12 protein-coding genes are annotated in these 19,227 nt (G+C 48.8%); 4 read left to right on the top strand and 8 right to left on the bottom strand.

Translation table 11 applies throughout. The features are described from left to right. Nucleotides 1-614 precede the first annotated feature (614 nt). Entirely contained in the window at nt 615-1,097 is a 483-nt protein-coding gene (locus MoGM_RS11605; RefSeq protein WP_104370212.1) for a ferritin, read from the bottom strand. Nucleotides 1,098-1,220: 123 nt separating this feature from the next. After that, the gene (locus MoGM_RS11600) at nt 1,221-4,568 is read right to left on the bottom strand and encodes a TonB-dependent receptor (RefSeq protein ID WP_233210285.1); all 3,348 of its coding nucleotides are present in this window, start codon (nt 4,566-4,568) and stop codon (nt 1,221-1,223) included. 216 nt (nt 4,569-4,784) lie between these two features. Here MoGM_RS11600 and MoGM_RS11595 point away from each other — a divergent pair, with 216 nt between their 5' ends. Continuing rightward, nucleotides 4,785-6,689: a HAMP domain-containing sensor histidine kinase gene (locus MoGM_RS11595; RefSeq protein ID WP_104370211.1), complete on the top strand. Its 1,905-nt coding sequence runs from the start codon at nt 4,785-4,787 to the stop codon at nt 6,687-6,689. A gap of 227 nt (nt 6,690-6,916) precedes the next feature. Here MoGM_RS11595 and clpB read toward each other — a convergent pair whose 3' ends face one another. From clpB to gdhA, 3 genes are all read right to left on the bottom strand, one after another. Further along, a complete protein-coding gene (gene clpB / locus MoGM_RS11590; RefSeq protein WP_104370210.1) occupies nt 6,917-9,520 on the bottom strand; it encodes an ATP-dependent chaperone ClpB in 2,604 nt (867 codons plus the stop codon). Between the two features lie 102 nt (nt 9,521-9,622). Then, complete coding sequence (locus tag MoGM_RS11585; RefSeq protein ID WP_104370250.1) at nt 9,623-10,303, bottom strand: septal ring lytic transglycosylase RlpA family protein; 681 nt, start codon at nt 10,301-10,303, stop codon at nt 9,623-9,625. 16 nt (nt 10,304-10,319) lie between these two features. After that, nucleotides 10,320-11,657, bottom strand: coding sequence for an NADP-specific glutamate dehydrogenase (gene gdhA, locus MoGM_RS11580; RefSeq protein ID WP_104370209.1), 1,338 nt, complete (start codon nt 11,655-11,657; stop codon nt 10,320-10,322). Between the two features lie 348 nt (nt 11,658-12,005). Between gdhA and MoGM_RS11575 the strand changes: the two genes are divergently transcribed. Further along, nucleotides 12,006-12,896 carry a YitT family protein gene (locus MoGM_RS11575; protein WP_104370208.1) on the top strand — a complete coding sequence of 297 codons (891 nt, stop codon included), beginning with the start codon at nt 12,006-12,008 and terminating at the stop codon, nt 12,894-12,896. 98 nt (nt 12,897-12,994) lie between these two features. On the opposite strand, the gene MoGM_RS11570 is transcribed toward MoGM_RS11575, so the two are convergent. The 3 genes from MoGM_RS11570 to MoGM_RS11560 all read right to left on the bottom strand — a co-directional run bounded on the left by MoGM_RS11570 (nt 12,995) and on the right by MoGM_RS11560 (nt 17,381). Continuing rightward, nucleotides 12,995-14,281: an O-acetylhomoserine aminocarboxypropyltransferase/cysteine synthase family protein gene (locus MoGM_RS11570; protein WP_104370207.1), complete on the bottom strand. Its 1,287-nt coding sequence runs from the start codon at nt 14,279-14,281 to the stop codon at nt 12,995-12,997. Nucleotides 14,282-14,380: 99 nt separating this feature from the next. Continuing rightward, entirely contained in the window at nt 14,381-15,448 is a 1,068-nt protein-coding gene (locus MoGM_RS11565) for a Fic family protein (RefSeq protein WP_104370206.1), read from the bottom strand. Between the two features lie 568 nt (nt 15,449-16,016). Then, the gene (locus MoGM_RS11560) at nt 16,017-17,381 is read right to left on the bottom strand and encodes an ammonium transporter (protein WP_104370205.1); all 1,365 of its coding nucleotides are present in this window, start codon (nt 17,379-17,381) and stop codon (nt 16,017-16,019) included. A gap of 351 nt (nt 17,382-17,732) precedes the next feature. Here MoGM_RS11560 and MoGM_RS11555 point away from each other — a divergent pair, with 351 nt between their 5' ends. After that, nucleotides 17,733-18,080: a transposase family protein gene (locus tag MoGM_RS11555; protein WP_104370204.1), complete on the top strand. Its 348-nt coding sequence runs from the start codon at nt 17,733-17,735 to the stop codon at nt 18,078-18,080. Nucleotides 18,081-18,159: 79 nt separating this feature from the next. Next, entirely contained in the window at nt 18,160-19,059 is a 900-nt protein-coding gene (locus MoGM_RS11550) for a transposase (RefSeq protein WP_104370203.1), read from the top strand. The last annotated feature ends 168 nt before the right edge of the window (nt 19,060-19,227 follow it).

Here is a 19,227-nt window from a genome sequence, read left to right as displayed (position 1 = left end):
GCGGCTGAATGGAATGTGACGGGTATCCAAATGAAAGGCTTTTTTGCTTGTCATAATGTGTCGGATAAGAGTCTTGCATAAATATACATTCCGTCATAAAACGGTTTGCGGGGCATCACACGATGGTGAGGCCCCGCAAACATGCATGTCAATCAATACCGATGCGTCATAAGTAAAGGAAACCCGGTCAGACCTGTAAGTCCTGACTTATATCATATTTTATGGTTCCTGATATTGCATAAATATGCGGAGTTAATGGTGCTGATTGTAATGTAAATGTCATGTCTCTTTTGTTTTAAGTCTGTTTATTTGCCTCCTGCGAATGTATTTGCCAACAGTATGTAACTTGTTTCATGATGAAGTTTCAACATGTCTGTCTGTTTGTGAAAGCTTACTTGTTGCCGGCAAATTTACATTAAAAAGTAGCGAATGCCAAATTTTATCGCGATACATTTGACGATACGGAAAGTCATGGCCGGTTTGTTTTTTACTGTGGTTCCAAGTGATAGCCTTCGGTCACCGGCTTTTTATAATAAGAAGGCAAGGGCATGTTGCATGCCCTTGCCTTCTTTCGGTTATGTCGTGTAGGTTGTTGTCAACCTTGAGCGGCGTTCTTATTTTCTGCCGCCATACTGCTGGTCGAGGTTGAAGATGGCCGAGTCGCCCATCTTGCGGATGCGGTCTACTATGCCCGAAGCCGTGGCCTCTTCCTCCACCTGTTCGCGTACGAAAGTCCAGAGGAAGTCTTGCGATGCCTTGTCTTTCTCTTCGATGGCGATGTCTACCAGCTCGTCTATCCAGCGCGATACCTTGCACTCGTGCTCGTATACGCTCTCAAACACGTTGAGCGGGGTGCTCCAATCTCCTGGCACGTTGTCTATCTGTCCCACTTTGGCCATGCCGCCTCGCTTGATTATATAGTCTGCCATGGTGTAAGCATGCTCCATCTCCTCCTGAGACTGCTTTTTCATCCATGCCGAGAAGCCGTTGAATCCTTCTTTGTCGAGGTAGAAAGCCATTGAGAGATAGAGGTTGGCCGACCATATCTCTCTTGTAATCTGCGCATTTATAGCGTCTTGTAATCTCTGTGAAATCATATTGTTTAATTTTTAAAAGTTAATATTCATCTGATGGTTAATTTACAAATTCCGTACCGAAAGAGTATTGTCGACAATCTGTCATGCCGCAATTAACTATCTTTAATTATATTGTCCGATGTGTTAGTCGAATATGTACCTTATGCTGAACATCACCTTGTATGTAGATGCCACGCTGTTGTATTTCTGATATGTTGTCAGATGGCGTGCGCCGTTCATCATGTTGTATGTGAACGAACCGTTGCTTCCGTTCTTGCCGTTGCCAGCACGGTAAGACAGCAGGTTGTTTCCGATAATCTGTTTGTATGTTCCCCAGTCGCTGTTGAGCATGTTGAGTACGTTGGATATGTCGCAACCGAGTTGCAGTGTGTGCTTCCTTCCGCCGACCATTAGGTTGAAATCCTGCTTGAACTTGAAGTCGAGCTGGTGGTGCCACGGCATTTTCGCTCCGCCGCGCTCGGCATATTGTCCTTTGCGGTCTTTCAGATAGTCATCCTGGTTGATGTATGCCCAGAAGTCGTCGCGCTGCATGTCGGCCGTGTATGTCTGCCTGTTGCCAGCCGCGTCGGTATACTGTCCGTTGTCGGCGAAGTTCCAGTCGTTCAGTTCCTCGCGCGAGGCGGGTATTCGGATGAGGTTGCCTGGTGCCGAGGGATCGTTCGTCACGTTGCCGTTGAATATGTATGAATATCTGGAGTAAGAGTAGTTGCCCATGTATCCGTTCTCTGAACCGTCGTAGATGAGGCTGAATGTGGAGGCGGCATTGCGTCCCTCTTTCAGTTTGTAGCTTGCGGAGATGAGCACGCGGTTGGGTGCCACGTATGTGGCGTAGCCCGTCTCGTGGTCGTTCACGGCGTTTATCGAGTTGCGGTAGTTGGTGTATGCCGACGAAACCTGGTCTCCGATGCCCTCGCTGTAACTCTTTGCGTGCGAGTGCGTGTAGGCCGCCGAGATGTCGAAACCGAAAGCAAACTTTTTGTGGAGTTGTGCCGTCAGCGACCAGTAGTATGCTTTTTTGCCTGCGTTCTCTATTACGTAAGCCTGGTTTCTGCCGTATGTACTCATGTATTTGCGTTCGTCGAATGGGGCAAGCCATATGGTAGACTTGCCGTCCCAGTACACGTTCTTGTTGGTCACGACGCACGGGTTGAGGTCTCGATTGTATATACCTTCGAGCGTGAAGTCTATATCGTATGGCAGTTTTGCGTCGAACGCAAGCGACATCTTCCATGTCTTCGGCATCCGCAGATCGTCGCCAAGGATGGTGGGGCCGCCCGGAACGCTTGTCTTGCTCGTGGCTCCTATCTGTGTGAGCATGTCACCGGTGTTCATTGTGAACTTCGGATACGCAATGTTTCCTGCCACGCTGGTGTATGTGGTCTGTCCCATTCCCGAGTTGCCGACAGCCGACACGAGCCATACGAACGGCATACGGCCCACGAAGATGCCCGTACCGCCACGGAGAATGTACTTGCGCTCGCCGGTGACATCCCAGTTGAATCCCACTCTCGGCGATACGCTGATACTGTTGCCCGGCACGTTGTCCGTGCGGTAATGCTCGCTGCCGAAAGCGAGGTCGTAGTATTCTTGGTTGAAATTGTCTGACAAAGAGGGGTAGTGAGGCAGTTCGAAGCGCAGTCCGAGAGACAGTTTCAGGTTGTCGGTCAGGTCCATGTTGTCTTGCAGGTAGAGGGCATACTGATGGGTAGACATCTGTGCCTCGAACATGGAGTGGCCGGGATTGTTGCCGTATGTGATGGCGAACAGGCGGGGTGTGGCGGCGAACACCGATGCCCAGTCTCTGTTGTCGATCTGCTCCTTTGTAGCCTCGTATGCGTAATATCCCGATGCGGCCTGTGCGTATCCGTTCACGGCCCTGTTGTATTCATACTGCAATCCGGCGAAAAGGTGATGCCTGCCGATGGTGGTGCTCAGTTCGTCGGTGAGCACGAAGTTTTTGGTCTGTGAGAGGTTGCCGGCCGTGAACACGTCGTTACCCATGAATGCCCATGTGGGGAAGTGGCCTTGTCCGTCGTCCATGACAATCTCCACGGTCGGCTGGTCACCGTATTCGTTGCTTCTCGGCTGGTCTTGGAAAGAGTATGTGCCTCGGAGCGTGTTGTTCCAGTTGCCGACACGGCTGTTCAGCTCGGCTGCCAGCGACGTGAAGCGGTACTCGCTGTAGTAGCGTGTAGACAGTGCGCTCATTCCGTAAGCAGAGTTGCTGCCGTATGCAGAGTTGCTGCCGTTGTATATGTTATTTTGCTGGTTTGTGCCTATATTGCGTGAGTTTGAGGCGCCTGAGTTTGCTTTACGGTTTGATTTCGTGAAGCGGATGTTGAACTTGTGGTCGTTGTTTATGTTCCAGTCGAGGCGTGCCAGGATACGGTACGACGGCGACTTGGCGTTATATCCCTGCCATGGTCCGGTGGTAAATCCATACGTGTTTTGCATGTATCGGGTCAGCGATTCGAGGTCGGAGAGCACCGGTCGGCGGTTGGTATTGTCGAATTTTCCGTTTACTCCGCCATTGGCCACGGCCGATGGGCCGGCAGTCACCTTGTCTTCATACTCACCGTTGACGAAGAAAAAGAGCTTGTCTTTTATTATGGGGCCTCCGAGAGTAAACCCGTATGTGTTTGCGTGCGCGTCTTCAAGTGCCATCTTGTCGTAGTCGCCTACTTTTTTGCCTGCAAGGTCGTTGCTCGTGAGGTATGTGTATGCCGAGCCTTTAAACTTGTTTGTACCGCTGCGTGTCACGGCGTTGATGGCTCCGCCGGTAAATCCGCTCTGCCGCACGTCGTAGGGGGTGATGGAAACGGTTACTTGCTCGAGTGCGTCTATAGAAATGGGGCTTCCTCCGCCGGGCAGAACGTTTGAGCCGAGACCGAACGTATTGTTGAACTGCGCTCCGTCGACAGTCACGTTCGACTGCCGGTAATTGCCTCCGCCGATGGCAAAGCCGTTTGTGGTGCCCGAGCCTTGCGGTGTCAGTCGCATCAGGTCTGTCATGCTCCGGCTGACTGTAGGCACGGCGGCAATCTGCTCGATGTTCACGTTTGTCACCGCGCCCGAACGGCTGCTTCTCATGCTTTTGTCTGCCGTCACCACCACTTCGTTGAGCAATTCGGCCGATTCCTGCAACGATGTGTTAAGCGTCTGGTTGTCTGCCAGTTTCAAGGTGATGCCTTTCACGACGGCAGTGCGGTAGCCGATATATGAAATCTCCACTTTATAAGGGCCGCCGGCTTTCATCCCCGTTACGGAATAGCGTCCGTTCCTGTCTGTCACAGTCTTGTACGTCGTTCCCGACGGCTCGTGCACAGCCTTGATCACTGCGCCGATGACTGTTTCGTTTTTCTCGTCGGTGATTTTACCGTTGATAGACGAGGAGGTGACCTGGGCTTTGATTGCGGAAGTAATCAAAAGCATGATTACCGCCATTATGGTTTTCACCTTTGTTGCTGTCATAAAATAAAAAATTAAATAAAAACCGAAAACAGGTACAAAGATACGGATATTATTAAATCCAAAGCATTAATTTTGTTAAAATTCAGTAATGGATTAATATCTTTTGTCATATTTAATTATCCGGAATGAACAAAAAGATGTACTTTTGCGCATGCTGATTCATAAAAACAAAACATCGGTTATTTTAAGAGTTATACTATCAACGGATCATTGTTTATGCGTTACAGATTATTTGCCATAATGTTTTTGGTGTTTGTCGTGCATGCGGTATCGTATGCCGAGAACGGCAAATATGCCCTGATCATAACTTCCTTTCAGGTTGAGTTGAACAAATATCAGATGAACCTTAATGATTTTTATCATGAGGTGAATGGTGGACATCCTGACTTGGAGTTTGTCGTGGAGAACATGAATTGCCGTTCGCTTAGCGAGCTTAACGAGTGGCAGGGGCGCATGAAAGAGATAATAGGGAAATACGTGGATCGTAAACCGCAGTTGGTCTTGATTCTCGGTAATGAGGCTTTGGCGTCTTACCTGTCTATAAATGACGATTTCGTGAAAACCGTTCCGTGCTTTGCGATGCTTGTGAACGATAAGATTGTCGAGATAATGGACGAGCCTGTGGACATAAAGACGTGGCAGCCGAAGATGCGTTCTTTGACTACGGATATGGATGAGTGCAGGCTGATGGGCGCTGTGGCATATCATTATGACATTGGCAAGAATGTGAAGTTGGCACAAAACCTGTTTCCAAGGATGGAGCGTATGTTCTTTTTTGTGGACAATACATTCGGTGGATTAAATCTGTTGGGGCTTGTGGAAGACTGGATAAAGACCGGCGTAAATGCAAGAAAGCCGGATTTCAGAATTGTGGACGGTCGCTCGTGTACGTTCGAGAATGCCGGAAATATTTACAGTAAAATGAACCCGGCGAAGGATATTGCTATGTTTTCCTCCTGGCGCATAGACGCGACGGGAAACTATTTCGTTATAAGCACCACCAAGAAACTGCTTGGGTATAACAGCGGTATTCCCGGAATATCCATTTCCACCACGGGTATCGGTGATGTTAGCATGGGAGGATATATACCTCGCTACGGCTCGCAGGGAGAGCGGATAGGGAAGATGGTCAGCAGGTGGCTGGCTACCGGTGAGCCACAGAAGATAGAACTGGTGGAAAACCATTATTCATTCGATTACGATCTGCTTGGCAAGTGGCGTATAGACAAGAGGCGGCTTCCTGCCGGTTCTGAAATAATAAACAAACCGTTGTCTCTCTACGAGTCGAACCCGCTGGAGTTCATGTTGTTCTTCTCGGTAACGGTGATATTGGTGATAATAATAGTTTTCCTCGTGTTATATACCAATACGCGACGTCGCAATCTCGAACGTTTGAAACAGGTGAACGCACAGCTCGTGGAAGCAAAGGATAAAGCCGAGGAGGCGGACATGCTTAAATCGAAATTCCTGGCAAATATGAGTCATGAGATAAGAACCCCACTCAATGCCATTGTGGGATTTTCGGAGCTTATAGTGACAAGTTACAAGGAATTGCCTGAAGACGAGATTAACAATATTTCCGGACTTATCGCCCAGAATACGCAACTACTTCTTAAATTGATAAACGACGTTCTTGACTTCTCACGCATAGAGTCTAACAGGGTACAGCTTAATCCAGAGCGTGTGGAACTCGTCGGCCTGGCTCGTTCTCTGATACAGACAGAGACACAGAGTAATTTGAAGAATGGCGTAAAACTACGTTTCATAACGTCTTACGATGAGCTGTGGTATATGATAGACGTGCGCTATTTGCAGCAGGTTATCATCAATTTGCTCAATAACGCGATAAAGTTTACGGACGAGGGCACTGTAACTCTGGAATTGCAAAAGGAAAAGAGTGAGATCGTCTTCTCGGTTACCGATACGGGAATTGGTATTCCGCTTGAAAAGCAGAAACTTGTGTTCCGTCGTTTTGAGAAACTGGATGAGTTTAAGCAAGGCACTGGATTGGGGCTGTCTATCTGTCAGACAATCATAGAGAAGATGGGTGGCAGGATATTTGTGGATCCTGAATACAGGAATGGAGCACGCTTTGTGTTCACTCTTCCGTTGAAAAAATGAATGTGGCCCTGCTGAAAAATTGTATAGCCCTTTATTTCGTCGGTTTGTAATTGGGGGTGTTATACTTCAAGTAAATAATCGGACTGACGTTAAAATAAAAATCGCTTGGACACGCATTTGCGTCCAAGCGATTTTTTATTGTTTACGGATCAGATCCGTAATTGGAGATCGCTGAGTGTTTGGAGGAAGCCAATAATGTTTTTTCTGATAACATTAAAGATTGCTTCTTAGTTCCTGAACACAAGCCCTTCTCCGAATGAATCTATTATGATAGGTTTGTCTTTGTTCACGTCTCCTGAGAGGATTTTCTTCGACAGGTCGTTCAGCACGAGGTTCTGGATGGCTCGTTTTACCGGACGGGCACCGAATTCCGGGTCAAAACCGGCTTCTGCCACGGCATCTATAGCACTCTCGGTCACTTTGAGGACAAGTCCCTGTGCGGCGAGCATCCTGCTGACACCGTTCATTTGCAGTCTCACTACATCGGCGATCTCATTTTGTGTGAGCGGCAGGAACATGATTGTGTCATCTATTCGGTTGAGAAACTCCGGCCTTATCGTCTGTTTCAGCATGTTGAACAGTCTGGCTTTGAGCGCGTCGGTCTGGCTGTCGCTCATCGTTCCTCCGTTTTTCTCGATATCTTCCCTTATCGTCTGGCTGCCGAGATTGCTCGTCATTATGATGATGGTGTTTTTGAAGTTAACCGTTCTGCCCTTATTGTCAGTCAGACGACCGTCGTCAAGCACTTGCAGCAGTATGTTGAAAACATCCGGGTGAGCCTTCTCTATTTCATCGAACAGTACCACCGAGTATGGTTTGCGCCGCACTGCTTCTGTCAGTTGGCCGCCCTCGTCGTATCCTACATATCCCGGAGGCGCTCCGATCAACCGGCTGACGCTGAACTTTTCCTGATATTCGCTCATGTCTATGCGGGTCATCATCGTTTCGTCGTTGAACAGATATTCGGCCAATGCTTTGGCAAGTTCTGTTTTCCCTACGCCTGTCGTTCCGAGGAATATGAACGAGGCGATTGGACGTTTGGGATCTTGCAGACCGGCACGGCTGCGTCTCACGGCATCGCTTACCGCCCTGATGGCCTCTTCCTGTCCTATAACCCTGCGGTGAAGTTCCTCTTCGAGGTGCAGCAGTTTCTCCCGCTCGCTCTGCATCATCCGTGTGACCGGTATCCCTGTCCAGCGGCTTACAACTTCGGCGATGTCGTCGGCAGTCACTTCTTCCCTTACCATCGCTTCGGCACCTTGGGCGTTTATAAGTTGGCTCTGTATCCTGTCGATGTCGTTTTCAAGTTCTTTTAGCTTGCCGTATCTTATTTCGGCCACTCGTCCGTAGTTTCCTTCGCGTTCGGCCCGCTCAGCCTCGAAGCGCAGTTGCTCCATCTCTTGCTTGTGCTGTTGGATTTTGTTGACGAGCGCCCGCTCGCTTTCCCACTTTGCCTTGAACTGCTTTTCCTGGTCGTGCAGGTCGGCGATGTCCTTTTCAAGCTGCTTCATCTTATCCCCGCTGCCGGCATGCTCCGTTTCTCTTTTCAGCGATTCGCGCTCTATTTCCATCTGTTTCAGCCTTCTTGTGATTTCGTCAAGTTCCTCAGGCACGGAGTCACGCTCCATCCTTAACTTGGCCGCGGCCTCGTCCATTAGGTCTATCGCTTTGTCCGGCAGGAAGCGGTCGCTGATGTATCGTTCCGAAAGACGTACAGCCGCAATGCATGCGTCGTCCTGGATGCGCACTTTATGGTGGTTCTCGTACCGCTCTTTCAGTCCCCTGAGGATGCTTATCGCGCTCAGTTCGTCCGGTTCTTCCACAAGAACCGTCTGGAAACGACGCTCCAGTGCCTTGTCTTTCTCAAAATACTTTTGATACTCGTTGAGCGTTGTTGCGCCTATGGCACGCAGCTCGCCTCGTGCCAATGCCGGTTTGAGGATGTTGGCGGCGTCCATCGCTCCCTCGCCGCCTCCCGCGCCAACGAGTGTGTGTATCTCGTCGATGAACAGTATAATGCGGCCTTCCGCCTTTGTGACCTCGTTGATGACGGCTTTCAGCCGCTCTTCAAACTCACCTTTGTATTTCGCTCCTGCCACGAGTGCTCCCATGTCGAGGGAGTACAGTTGCTTCTCCTTGAGGTTCTCGGGAACATCACCACGCACGATACGTTCGGCCAGCCCCTCTACTATCGCGGTCTTGCCCGTACCCGGCTCGCCTATTAGTATGGGGTTGTTCTTGGTGCGGCGGGATAGTATTTGGAGCACTCGGCGAATTTCGTCGTCACGTCCGATGACTGGGTCGAGCTTGCCTGCACGAGCCTGTTCCACGATGTTTTTCGCGTATTTGGACAGGCTTTGATAGTTGTCATCAGCGCTTTGCGACTGCACCTTCTGGCCTTGCCGCAGTTCATTGATGGCCGCTTGCATGTCTTTTTCGGTCATTCCGGCATCTTTCAGTATTCTGGATGCCGTAGAGTTTACGGCCAATAGGGCTTGCATTATCGGTTCCACCGACACAAACTCGTCGCCCATGCTTTTGGCTATGTCCTGCGACTTGAGCAGCACATTGTTCGATTCGTTGCTTAGATACGGCTGTCCGCCACCCTGGATACGGGGCAGGTGCTGTATCTCATTGTTTACTAAGTTTTCTATTTGTGCGGCATTTACGCCGAGCTTTTGAAATATGAAGTTGCTGACGTCTTTGCCTTTCGATATGATTCCGTACAGTATATGCACCGGTTCTATACTTTGCTGTCCTGTGCGTTGTGCGGTGTTGACCGCTTCTTGTACGGCTTCTTGTGCTTTAATGGTAAATTTTTCCAATGTCATGTCTTTGTCTCCTTTCTTTTGTTGTGTTATTGATTATCCCGGGTCGTAAGAAAAGAGACAAAAAACATGCCCGCACTTTATATGCTGACAGTTTGTCAGTAGCTAATGTTTTTTGTTCCCGTGCATTCCTTTATTTCTTTTGGAATATACTCTCGAGTTGTTCTGTTTGGTATTAAGTTCGTCTATTTCTTTTTCCTGGTTGGTATTTGTTTTGTTCGCTTTTTCCGCTTTTCCCTGTGTTTTTTTCTGTATTTGTGGCTTGGCGGGTTGGATGTTCCGTTTTTTCGGTATTGTGTGATTGCGTTCTTTGATAGTTTTTTTCATCTCGTACCATTCCGGCCTGATGCAATCCGTGAAGTTGTTGTTGCTGAAATCGAGTTCGGGCAGTTCGATGTTCTCGTTCGGCCTGAACGGGACTATTGTGGTATTCACAGGTGCCACCGATACCATTGCCACACCTTGGACGAGTATTCCGAGCTCTTTTGCCGCCCGCCATGATAGGTCTATTATGCGTCCGCGTCCGAATGGCCCCCTGTCTGTCACTCTTACGATGACCGATTTCCCGTTGGCCGGGTTTGTTACTTTTAATCTTGTGCCGAAAGGGTGGGTGCGGTGTGCGCAGGTCAGACTGTCATGGTGCAGTCTTTCGCCGCTGCTCGTTCTCGCTCCCGTGGCTCTTTTGGAATAATATGAAGCCTTACCCTTCTGCGGGTTTTGTGCCCGCAGAGGAGTAAGGCATAATAGGGATATTGCTAATATTAACGTTTTTCTTATGTGGTTCACGTTCACGGTTTTGGTTTTATACTATTCCTTGTGCCATCATGGCATTGGCTACTTTCATAAATCCGGCAATGTTTGCTCCCTTTACGTAGTCTATGTATCCGTCAGGCTGCTTTCCGTATTTCACGCATTGCTCGTGTATATTGTGCATGATGCCGTGCAGTTTTTCGTCGACCTCGGCATCGCTCCAACTCAGTCTTATGGCATTTTGTGTCATTTCCAGTCCTGACGTGGCGACTCCGCCGGCATTTACGGCCTTACCGGGAGCGAAGAGCGTTTTCGCAGCTATGAATTTCTCTGCCGCTTCTGCCGTGCAACCCATGTTGGATACTTCCGCTACACACAGCGGCTTGTTTGTCAGAAGCATGTCGGCATCGTCACCGTTAAGCTCGTTCTGTGTGGCGCAAGGCAATGCGATGTCACACTTCACCTCCCACGGCTTTTTTCCTGCAACGAATGTGGCCTCGGGGAACTCATCGGCATACGGTTGGCATACGTCGTTTCCGCTGGCACGCAGTTCAAGCATGTATTCTATTTTCTCGTCATCGAGTCCTGCCGGGTCGTAAATGTAACCGTCGGGTCCCGATATCGTTATTACTTTCGCTCCCAGTTCGGTGGCTTTCTTGGCTGCGCCCCATGCCACGTTTCCGAATCCGCTGATAGCGACAGTCTTGCCTTTAATGTCGTGTCCGTGTGTGTGCAGCATCTTGTTTACGAAATACAACGCTCCGTATCCTGTGGCCTCGGGACGTATTCGCGAGCCGCCCCATTCGAGCCCCTTTCCTGTCATCATGCCGCTCCATTCGTGAGTGAGCTTCTTGTACATTCCGAACAGATAGCCTATTTCACGTGCTCCCACACCGATGTCGCCAGCCGGAATATCCTCGTCTGGTCCGATGACACGGTAAAGCTCTGTCATAAAAGACTGGCAGAAACGCATCACTTCGTTGTCCGAACGGCCTCTGATGGAAAAGTCGGAGCCACCTTTGCCTCCTCCCATAGGAAGAGTGGTCAGGGCGTTTTTGAATGTCTGTTCGAATCCGAGGAATTTAAGAATGGAAAGATTTACAGACGGGTGAAATCTGAGACCTCCTTTGTATGGGCCTATGGCACTGTTGAACTGTACACGATAGCCGATGTTCACGTGTACTTCTCCTTTGTCGTCTACCCATGGTACACGGAAAGTTATCACACGTTCCGGTTCCACGATGCGTTCTATCAGTTTCGCTTTCTCGAATTCCGGATGTTGGTTGTATACGTCCTTTACGGATTCGAGCACCTCTTTGACGGCTTGCAGGTATTCGGCCTCGCCCGGATGTTTCTGTTCCAGGGCTTGCATTATTTTTTCCACTTCCATAGTAATGTATTTTTTAAAGGTTTGAAAAACTCTTTGTCATTTATGTTATTTGTACACTACAAAAATAGTGAAAATCTCTCATACGGCAAAAGTAAAGCAAAGAAAAAATATCCGTAAGGTTACAAATTGTTAAATGCTGATACCCGTTTTACCCTTTTGCGCCTACGTGTTTGTAAAATAGTAAAAAATGGCAAAAACATAGATTGTTATCAATAATTTGATATATCTTTGCAACGGCAATCCGGGACTGTTTTTCGGGTTGTCATACTTGCGTTTTCATTGAGAGGCAGGGATTTTGTTATTAATATAATAAAGGTGTTTTTACTAATATAATAAAATGTGATTATCATGAGTGGCACAACAGACAAACATATATTAAAGAATGTGCGTCAGGCACAGAAAGACCTTTTTTTCATCAGTTTTGGTATATTGCTTTATGGCGTGGGATATACGGCTTTCATCCTTCCCGAGCAGGTTGTCATGGGAGGAGTGTCGGGTATTTCGGCGTTGCTGTTCTATGCCTTCGGCTTCCCCCCTGCCATATCCATATGGGTTCTCAATGTGACGATGCTTTTGATCGCTTTCCGTGCGTTGACACGTCAGTTTACGGTGCGTACCATAATAGGTGTCACGATAATGTCTGTGATTATCGGTGTTTTGCAGCCTTTTTTTTCTGCCAACCCCATAATAACGGCGGGTGAGGATAAGTTCATGCATGTCCTTATCGGCGGTGCCATGAGCGGTGCCGGCCTTGGCCTGGTGTTCTCTCATAACGGTTCTACCGGTGGCACGGATATTATCATAGCGTTGCTTAACAAGTATTTCCGTATGAGTTTCGGACGTGCCATGCAGTTCATAGATATAAGTATCATTTGCTCTTCCTATGTCCTGTTCCACAGTGTTGAGACAATTGTATACGGTGTGGCTTTCACCCTGGTGGCCAGTTTCGTGTGTGATTATGTTATCAACGGTTCCCGCCAGACGGTGCAGTTTATAATAATATCGAAAGAATACGAGAAGATAGCCGACACGATAAACACGAAAGTCCGTCGCGGTGTTACCATGATAGAAGGCAAGGGCTGGTATTCCAAGAGCGATGTGAAACTGCTCATTGTACTTGCCCGAAAGTATGAGTCGCAGGATGTTTTCAACTGGATTAAGGCCATAGACCCTTATGCTCTTGTTTCGCAGTCGTTCTGCCAGGGTGTGTTCGGTGAGGGATTTGACAAGATTAGGTAGTAAAAGAGGCGGAGCGTCGGCTCCGCCTCTTTTACTATGTTTTTTGTCTGCTTACCGGAACAACCGTCCGGTAAGTTTTTTTGTGTTACCATGATAGCTCAGAGAGCTTTGTCAAGAGCCTGCCTGATATCATCGAGGATGTCATCGACATTCTCTATTCCCACAGACAGCCGTATCAGGTCAGGGGCAATGCCTGCTTCTTTCAGTTGCTCTTCGCTCAGTTGGCGGTGGGTGTGGCTTGCCGGGTGCAGCACACAAGTACGCGAGTCGGCCACATGGGTGGCTATGTTCACCATTTCAAGTGAGTCCATGAACTTTATAGCCGTATCGCGGTTGCCTTTCAGGCCGAATGCCATTACGCCGCAGCTGCCTTTCGGCAGGTATTTTATGGCAAGGTCGTGGCATTTGTCATCTTTCAGTCCGGGGTAGTCTATCCATGCCACGCGCGGATCGTTGCCAAGAAATTCGGCCACCCGCTGTGCGTTTTGGCAGTGCCGTTCCACCCGCAGGTGCAGCGTTTCGAGACCGAGGTTTAGCAGGAATGAGTTCTGCGGTGCGGGAATTGAGCCTAAGTCGCGCATCAGTTGGGCCACAAGCTTGGTCATATACGCCATTTTCCCGAATGCTTTGGTATATGTCAGTCCGTGATAAGACTCGTCGGGAGAGGTCAGTCCGGGATATTTTTCCGCGTAATCATCCCATTGGAAATTGCCGCTGTCTACCACGCAGCCGCCTACTTGCGTGGCGTGCCCGTCCATGTATTTTGTAGTAGAGTGTGTCACGATGTCGGCTCCCCATTCAAACGGACGGCAGTTTATCGGTGTGGCGAAAGTGTTGTCTATCATGAGCGGCACGCCTTTTCGGTGGGCTATGCGTGCGAATTTCTCAATGTCGAGCACTTTGCATCCCGGATTTGATATGGTCTCCCCGAAAAGCAGTTTCGTGTTCGGCCGGAACGAAGCCTCAATATCCTCTTCGCTCGCTTCCTGGCTCACGAAAGTGCAGTCTATTCCGAGTTTCTTCATCGTCACTCCGAACAGGTTGTATGTTCCGCCGTATATCTCGGTCGATGCCACAATGTGGTCGCCGGCCTCGCATATATTGAACACTGCGTAGAAGTTTGCCGCCTGTCCGCTCGATGTCAGCATCGCCCCGACTCCGCCTTCGAGAGCCGCAATCTTTGCTGCCACGGCATCGTTTGTCGGGTTTTGCAGCCGTGTGTAGAAATATCCCTCTTTTTTCAGGTCGAAGAGCATCGCCATCTCTTCGCTGTTGTCATACTTGAATGTGGTGCTTTGCACTATGGGCAGCTCCACCGGCTCCCCATTTTTCGGTTTCCATCCTCCGCGTATGCAGAGCGATTCGGTTCTTAGTTTGTTTGCCATATATAATTATGTATTACTCGTTTTCTACCTTTTTTATTTTTCAAATAGTCTCGTTTGCCTCTCAACAGTTGTTGCCTTACATCTTTATTATATAGGATATTAAATAGAAGAGGTGGCAAACACATACCAGTCCCCGTCTTCTCCTTGCCTTTGGATGTAACCTTTATTTGTCATTTGGCGCAGTTGCTTTTTCACGGCAGTGGGCACTATTCCCGCTTCTTTACTGAGGGTGTCTATCGTGATGTCAGGCCGTTGCTGCATGGCTTTGAGCAAAATAGCGGTCGTTTTGCTCCTGAATACTATGCGTTGGCCGTCATACCACCATACATTTGGTGATTGTTCAGATGCGAAATTAATGTTGTATTGCATTTCTTGGGCAACAAGTGCCTTGAAATACTTCATGAAGTGGCGTATTTGTTCCAGTGTGGCGTGTGCGCCTGCCGACGGGGTAGGTCCTGTTTCGACATCGGATTTGTGTAGGGCTTCTATATATTCGTTCTTGTTACGGTTGCGGACCACAATCATAGGCCATCCGTGCCGAGAAAGAATGTAGTTTACCAACAGTCTGGCAATACGTCCGTTACCGTCTTCAAACGGATGAATGCGGATATATCGGTAGTGAAACAGTGCGGCGAGTTCTACGGGTGATAAATCACCTGCGGTCTCGGCTTCGTTGTACCAGTCTATGAGGTCGGTCATCAGGGCGGGCGTCTCTTCCGGTGTGGCGTAGTCGAACTTGTCGCCGTACCGTGTGATTACGCTGTTCGGACGTGTCTTGTATGTCCCCGCATGTATCGTGTAGCTTGTTTGCCTGCCGTCCGGCAACTGTCGATATACCGTATAGTCCTCCCTGAGCAGTGTTTTGTGCAACTGTCGTATGAAGTTCTGTGTCAGCGGAAAACGTTTTTCTTCGGCTTCCTCTGTCGTCATTTTCAATCCCACTTGGCTCGCTTTCATATCAATGAAGTCTTTTAAGTCGCCTTCGCCGCTAACCTTTCCGAATAGCAGCAGCAACTCTGTCTGCCCGTATGTAAGCGTGTTGCCTTCTATATGGTTGCTGTTGAAGTTATATTCCACGGTAAACCGTTGGCTTAGCAGATATTGCTTTCGCTCACTGAGTGGCCGGATGCTCATCCATTTGTCGTACAGCTTGTATAAATTTTCCATGCCGCTTTTCGCTTTTTTATGTTTAAAGGTGTCCTGTGGGCACCTTTGAACGTGTTTTATTCGCCGGTTGTAATCTAAGAACTTCCCCGTTTTTCGGTTTCCATCCTCCGCGTATGCAGAGTGATTCGGTTCTTAGTTTGTTTGCCATTATAATTATGTATTACTCGTCTTTTACTATTTTTGCTTTCAAACTGTTTTGTTTGTCGTCCGCAAAGTTACGATATTAAATTGAAAAAGAAACGGAAAAGAAAGCATAAATTGACTTTAAAGCGGATATGTCGCATTATGGATTTGCAAATATCAATGTGTGTTGTCGACAGGGCTTCAACTGACGGAGAAAGCAAAGCCATGGATTTGGTTTATTGAAGATAAGGTGGCTCGGCGGTATGGCTCCAACCGTGTTTTGTGTGGCGGCAGTTGGATGGAAAAAGAGAGAAGCCCGCGACGGTATGGATTGGAGTCCGGAAATAACTGCGCCCCAAAGGTTTTGGAAAACTTTTGGGGCGCGGTTCGTAATCATTAATCTTGGTGCCGGGCATGGCTTTTGCGCATTTTCCGGCGCGCCGGTTTATTCCTCACGGCTGTATTCGGCTATCTCTCGCTCGCCGGAGCGGGCAAAGCCGTAATGTTCGTCGTGCTGGCTCATGTCGAGTCCTATAAGTTCGCTGCCAGCCGACACCCGCATCGGAATCATGCTGTCTATGAACCGGTATCCGAGATAGCTCATCGTAAACGTATATGCGGCAACCGTCACCACGGCCAGCAGATGGTAAAGGAATATTACCACTCCCTCCCATGAGCCGGATACCAATCCCTCACGGATGAAAATACCTGTAAGCACGGTGCCTACAATGCCTCCGGTGCCGTGTGTGGGGAATACGTCGAGCGCGTCGTCTATGCGTGTATGGCTGCGCCAATATACGGCGATGTTGCATATTATGGTGGTCACGAACGATATGAAGATGCTCTGTCCAACGCTGACATAACCTGCCGACGGCGTTATGGCCACCAGGCCTACCACGCATCCCACGGCAGCCCCCATGGCCGATGGCTTGCGACCGCGGAGGCAATCGAAGAAAATCCACGTCATCATGGCTGTGGCCGATGCGGTATTGGTGTTGAGAAAGGCCTTTATTGCGGTGCCGTCGGCCATGAGAGACGAGCCGGCGTTAAATCCGAACCACCCGAGCCACAGCATGGCGGCGCCGAGAAGAACAAACGGTATGTTGGCCGGGGTGGAGCGGCGTGTGGACGTGCGGCGGCGTCCGAGGAATATGGCACCTGCCAAAGCCGCCACGCCGGAAGAGGCATGTACCACTATTCCTCCTGCAAAATCGACCACGCCCCAGCGCATGAACAGTCCGTCGGGATGCCATGTCATGTGGGCCAGCGGACAGTATATGGCCACGAAAAAGAACATCATGAAAAACATGTAGGCCGAGAACCTCACGCGCTCGGCAAAAGAGCCTGTGATTAGCGAGGGGGTGATAATGGCAAACTTCATCTGGAACAGGGCAAAGAGAGCCAGCGGGATGGTTGCTCCTCCGAGTGTCTTGCCGGTATCGGTGGTATATACCGAGGCGCCTACGCCGTCGAGCATGAAGAATGTCAGCGGATTTCCTATCACGCCGCCTATGTCATCGCCGAAGCACAGGCTGAAACCGAACACTACCCACATTACCGATATGACTCCCATGGCGATGAAACTTTGGAGCATTGTCGATATCACATTCTTGGCGCCGACCATTCCGCCGTAAAAGAATGACAGGCCGGGAGTCATCATAAGGACGAAAATGGTGGCTGTGATGAGCCATGCCACATCGGCGGCACTTATAACGGAAAAGTCGCACTCAAACGAAGGCTCGTCTGTAAACAGGCCGGTGACGGCGGTAAGTGCCATGGCCGTCATCAATATAATCCATCTTTTTTTCATAACCATTATATATATGTTTGTATTGTCATCGCAGCCCCTTTCCGCATTATTGCCGCCGGTTTATAACGGCATCATGCGGGAATTATGGTGCAAAATTACAACATTATGACATGAAAAGATGCCTGTTGTCCGGCATATTGTTGTTTAAATCCGATGTATTGTTATATAATTATTGGTATCAGTCTTGTTTTGTTGCAATGTGTAATCGGTGTGCCTTGTTTGTTTTTTAAATTGTAAGTTGGGTTGTGCGTGCTTTTCTTTCTTTTGTGGTCAGCCGTTCCGATGGATTAAATACTGGGTCAATGTAAAAAAGCGGTTGTTAAAAAGGAGAAAAAGGGAGAACTTTGCCGAATGAAACAATGGCAAGTATTACGGACAATATTTCCGGAATTTATAACAGAGAATTTTGAGTTTTTTGATTATAAGGAAAGCGACAATCAACTGGACTACAGGCTTGATGAGCGCGGTTATATGTCACTCGAGGATTACAAGAAAGGGACAGTCCGCGAATATGGATTTACAGACGAGCGTAAAATACAGGATTTCCCCATACGCGGCAAAGCGGTTTTCCTGCATGTGAGGCGCAGGAAATGGCGAGATACAGAGGCTGGAAGCATATTCACCTACGACTACGACATGACGGAAGAAGGCTCACGCCTGCCCCCTGAGTTCGTAGCTTTTTTAAAAGAAGCGGATTGAGTCAACACCCGAAAGCATCCGTTCCATAGGGGCGCACTATGGTGTAAACGGGGCCAATCTGTCAAGGCAATACAAGGAAATGTTCAGTGACTACCGAAGCTGTAAGCAGCTTGACCATGCAGGGGAATATATTCTGTATCCTCAGAATATCGGTCCTAATCTCGCCATTGATGAGTCATCTCTAAGTTGCGGCGAGCTTTATACTTTCGTTACCAACCGCGACGCTCATGGCGGCAAGGGAGCACTGGTTGCCGCCATATGCGGCACAAAGGCCGAGGCCGTCATGGCCGTTCTTGAAAAGATACCGCTTGTAAAGCGCAATACCGTCAGAGAGATTACACTGGATCTGTCATCATCCCTGATGCTCATAGCCCGGAGGTCATTCCCCAAGGCAACTGTCACCAACGACCGCTTCCATGTCCATAAACTCTATTATGACGCCATCGACGAACTGCGCATTTCCCTGCGATGGACGGCCCGCGACATTGAAAACGATGAAATGGCACGCTGTCGTAAGGAAGGCGTGGCTTATGTCCCGTTTCGCTACGCCAACGGTGACACTGGCAAGCAACTGCTTGCCAGAGCAAAATACATCCTCACCAAACACGCCTCGAAGTGGACACACTCACAGCGGTGGAGAGCCGACATCATCTTTGAGTTCTACCCGGAGCTGGAAAAAGCCTACGATCTTGCTATGGATCTGACAGACATTTTCAATCAGAAAGTAGATAAGGATGTAGCACGGCTAAATCTTGCCCGGTGGTATAACAAAGTGGATGAAATGGACGGAGGACAGTTCCGCACAGTCACCGAGACTTTCCGCAATCACTATGATACTATCCTGAACTACTTCATAAACCGGTCCACAAATGCAGGAGCAGAATCGTTCAATGCCAAAGTCAAAGCATTCAGAAGCCAGTTCTGGGGAGTGACGGACATTCCATTCTTCCTTTTCCGACTGTCCAAACTGTGTGCCTAATATTTTTTTACTCTCGGAAATTTTTAACACTTCAACCGGATTTTGCTGCTGACCCAGCATTTCTTGAATATATATATGTTATAGCGACAAATGAGTGGTAAGTGTATCGGTCGGAAATAATGGGTCAGCGGATTTTTCCGGTGGGCGGGAGAGAGTATCAAGAGTATA

The sequence above is a fragment of the Prevotella sp. MGM1 genome, from assembly GCF_002933775.1.
In the GTDB taxonomy this organism is placed as follows: Bacteria; Bacteroidota; Bacteroidia; order Bacteroidales; family Bacteroidaceae; genus Prevotella.
Note: the sequence above shows the minus strand (reverse complement) of the source record. Positions and strands in the feature narration are given on the sequence as shown.

Bases quoted from the DNA above. Each gene is read 5' to 3' on its own strand.
- MoGM_RS11595 (WP_104370211.1), top strand. From the start codon at position 4,785: ATGCGTTACAGATTATTTGCCATAATGTTTTTGGTGTTTGTCGTGCAT.
- MoGM_RS11600 (WP_233210285.1), bottom strand. From the start codon at position 4,568: ATGACAGCAACAAAGGTGAAAACCATAATGGCGGTAATCATGCTTTTG.
- MoGM_RS11550 (WP_104370203.1), top strand. From the start codon at position 18,160: ATGTTCAGTGACTACCGAAGCTGTAAGCAGCTTGACCATGCAGGGGAA.
- MoGM_RS11555 (WP_104370204.1), top strand. From the start codon at position 17,733: ATGAAACAATGGCAAGTATTACGGACAATATTTCCGGAATTTATAACA.
- MoGM_RS11560 (WP_104370205.1), bottom strand. From the start codon at position 17,381: ATGAAAAAAAGATGGATTATATTGATGACGGCCATGGCACTTACCGCC.
- MoGM_RS11605 (WP_104370212.1), bottom strand. From the start codon at position 1,097: ATGATTTCACAGAGATTACAAGACGCTATAAATGCGCAGATTACAAGA.
- gdhA (WP_104370209.1), bottom strand. From the start codon at position 11,657: ATGGAAGTGGAAAAAATAATGCAAGCCCTGGAACAGAAACATCCGGGC.
- clpB (WP_104370210.1), bottom strand. From the start codon at position 9,520: ATGACATTGGAAAAATTTACCATTAAAGCACAAGAAGCCGTACAAGAA.
- MoGM_RS11565 (WP_104370206.1), bottom strand. From the start codon at position 15,448: ATGGAAAATTTATACAAGCTGTACGACAAATGGATGAGCATCCGGCCA.
- MoGM_RS11575 (WP_104370208.1), top strand. From the start codon at position 12,006: ATGAGTGGCACAACAGACAAACATATATTAAAGAATGTGCGTCAGGCA.
- MoGM_RS11570 (WP_104370207.1), bottom strand. From the start codon at position 14,281: ATGGCAAACAAACTAAGAACCGAATCGCTCTGCATACGCGGAGGATGG.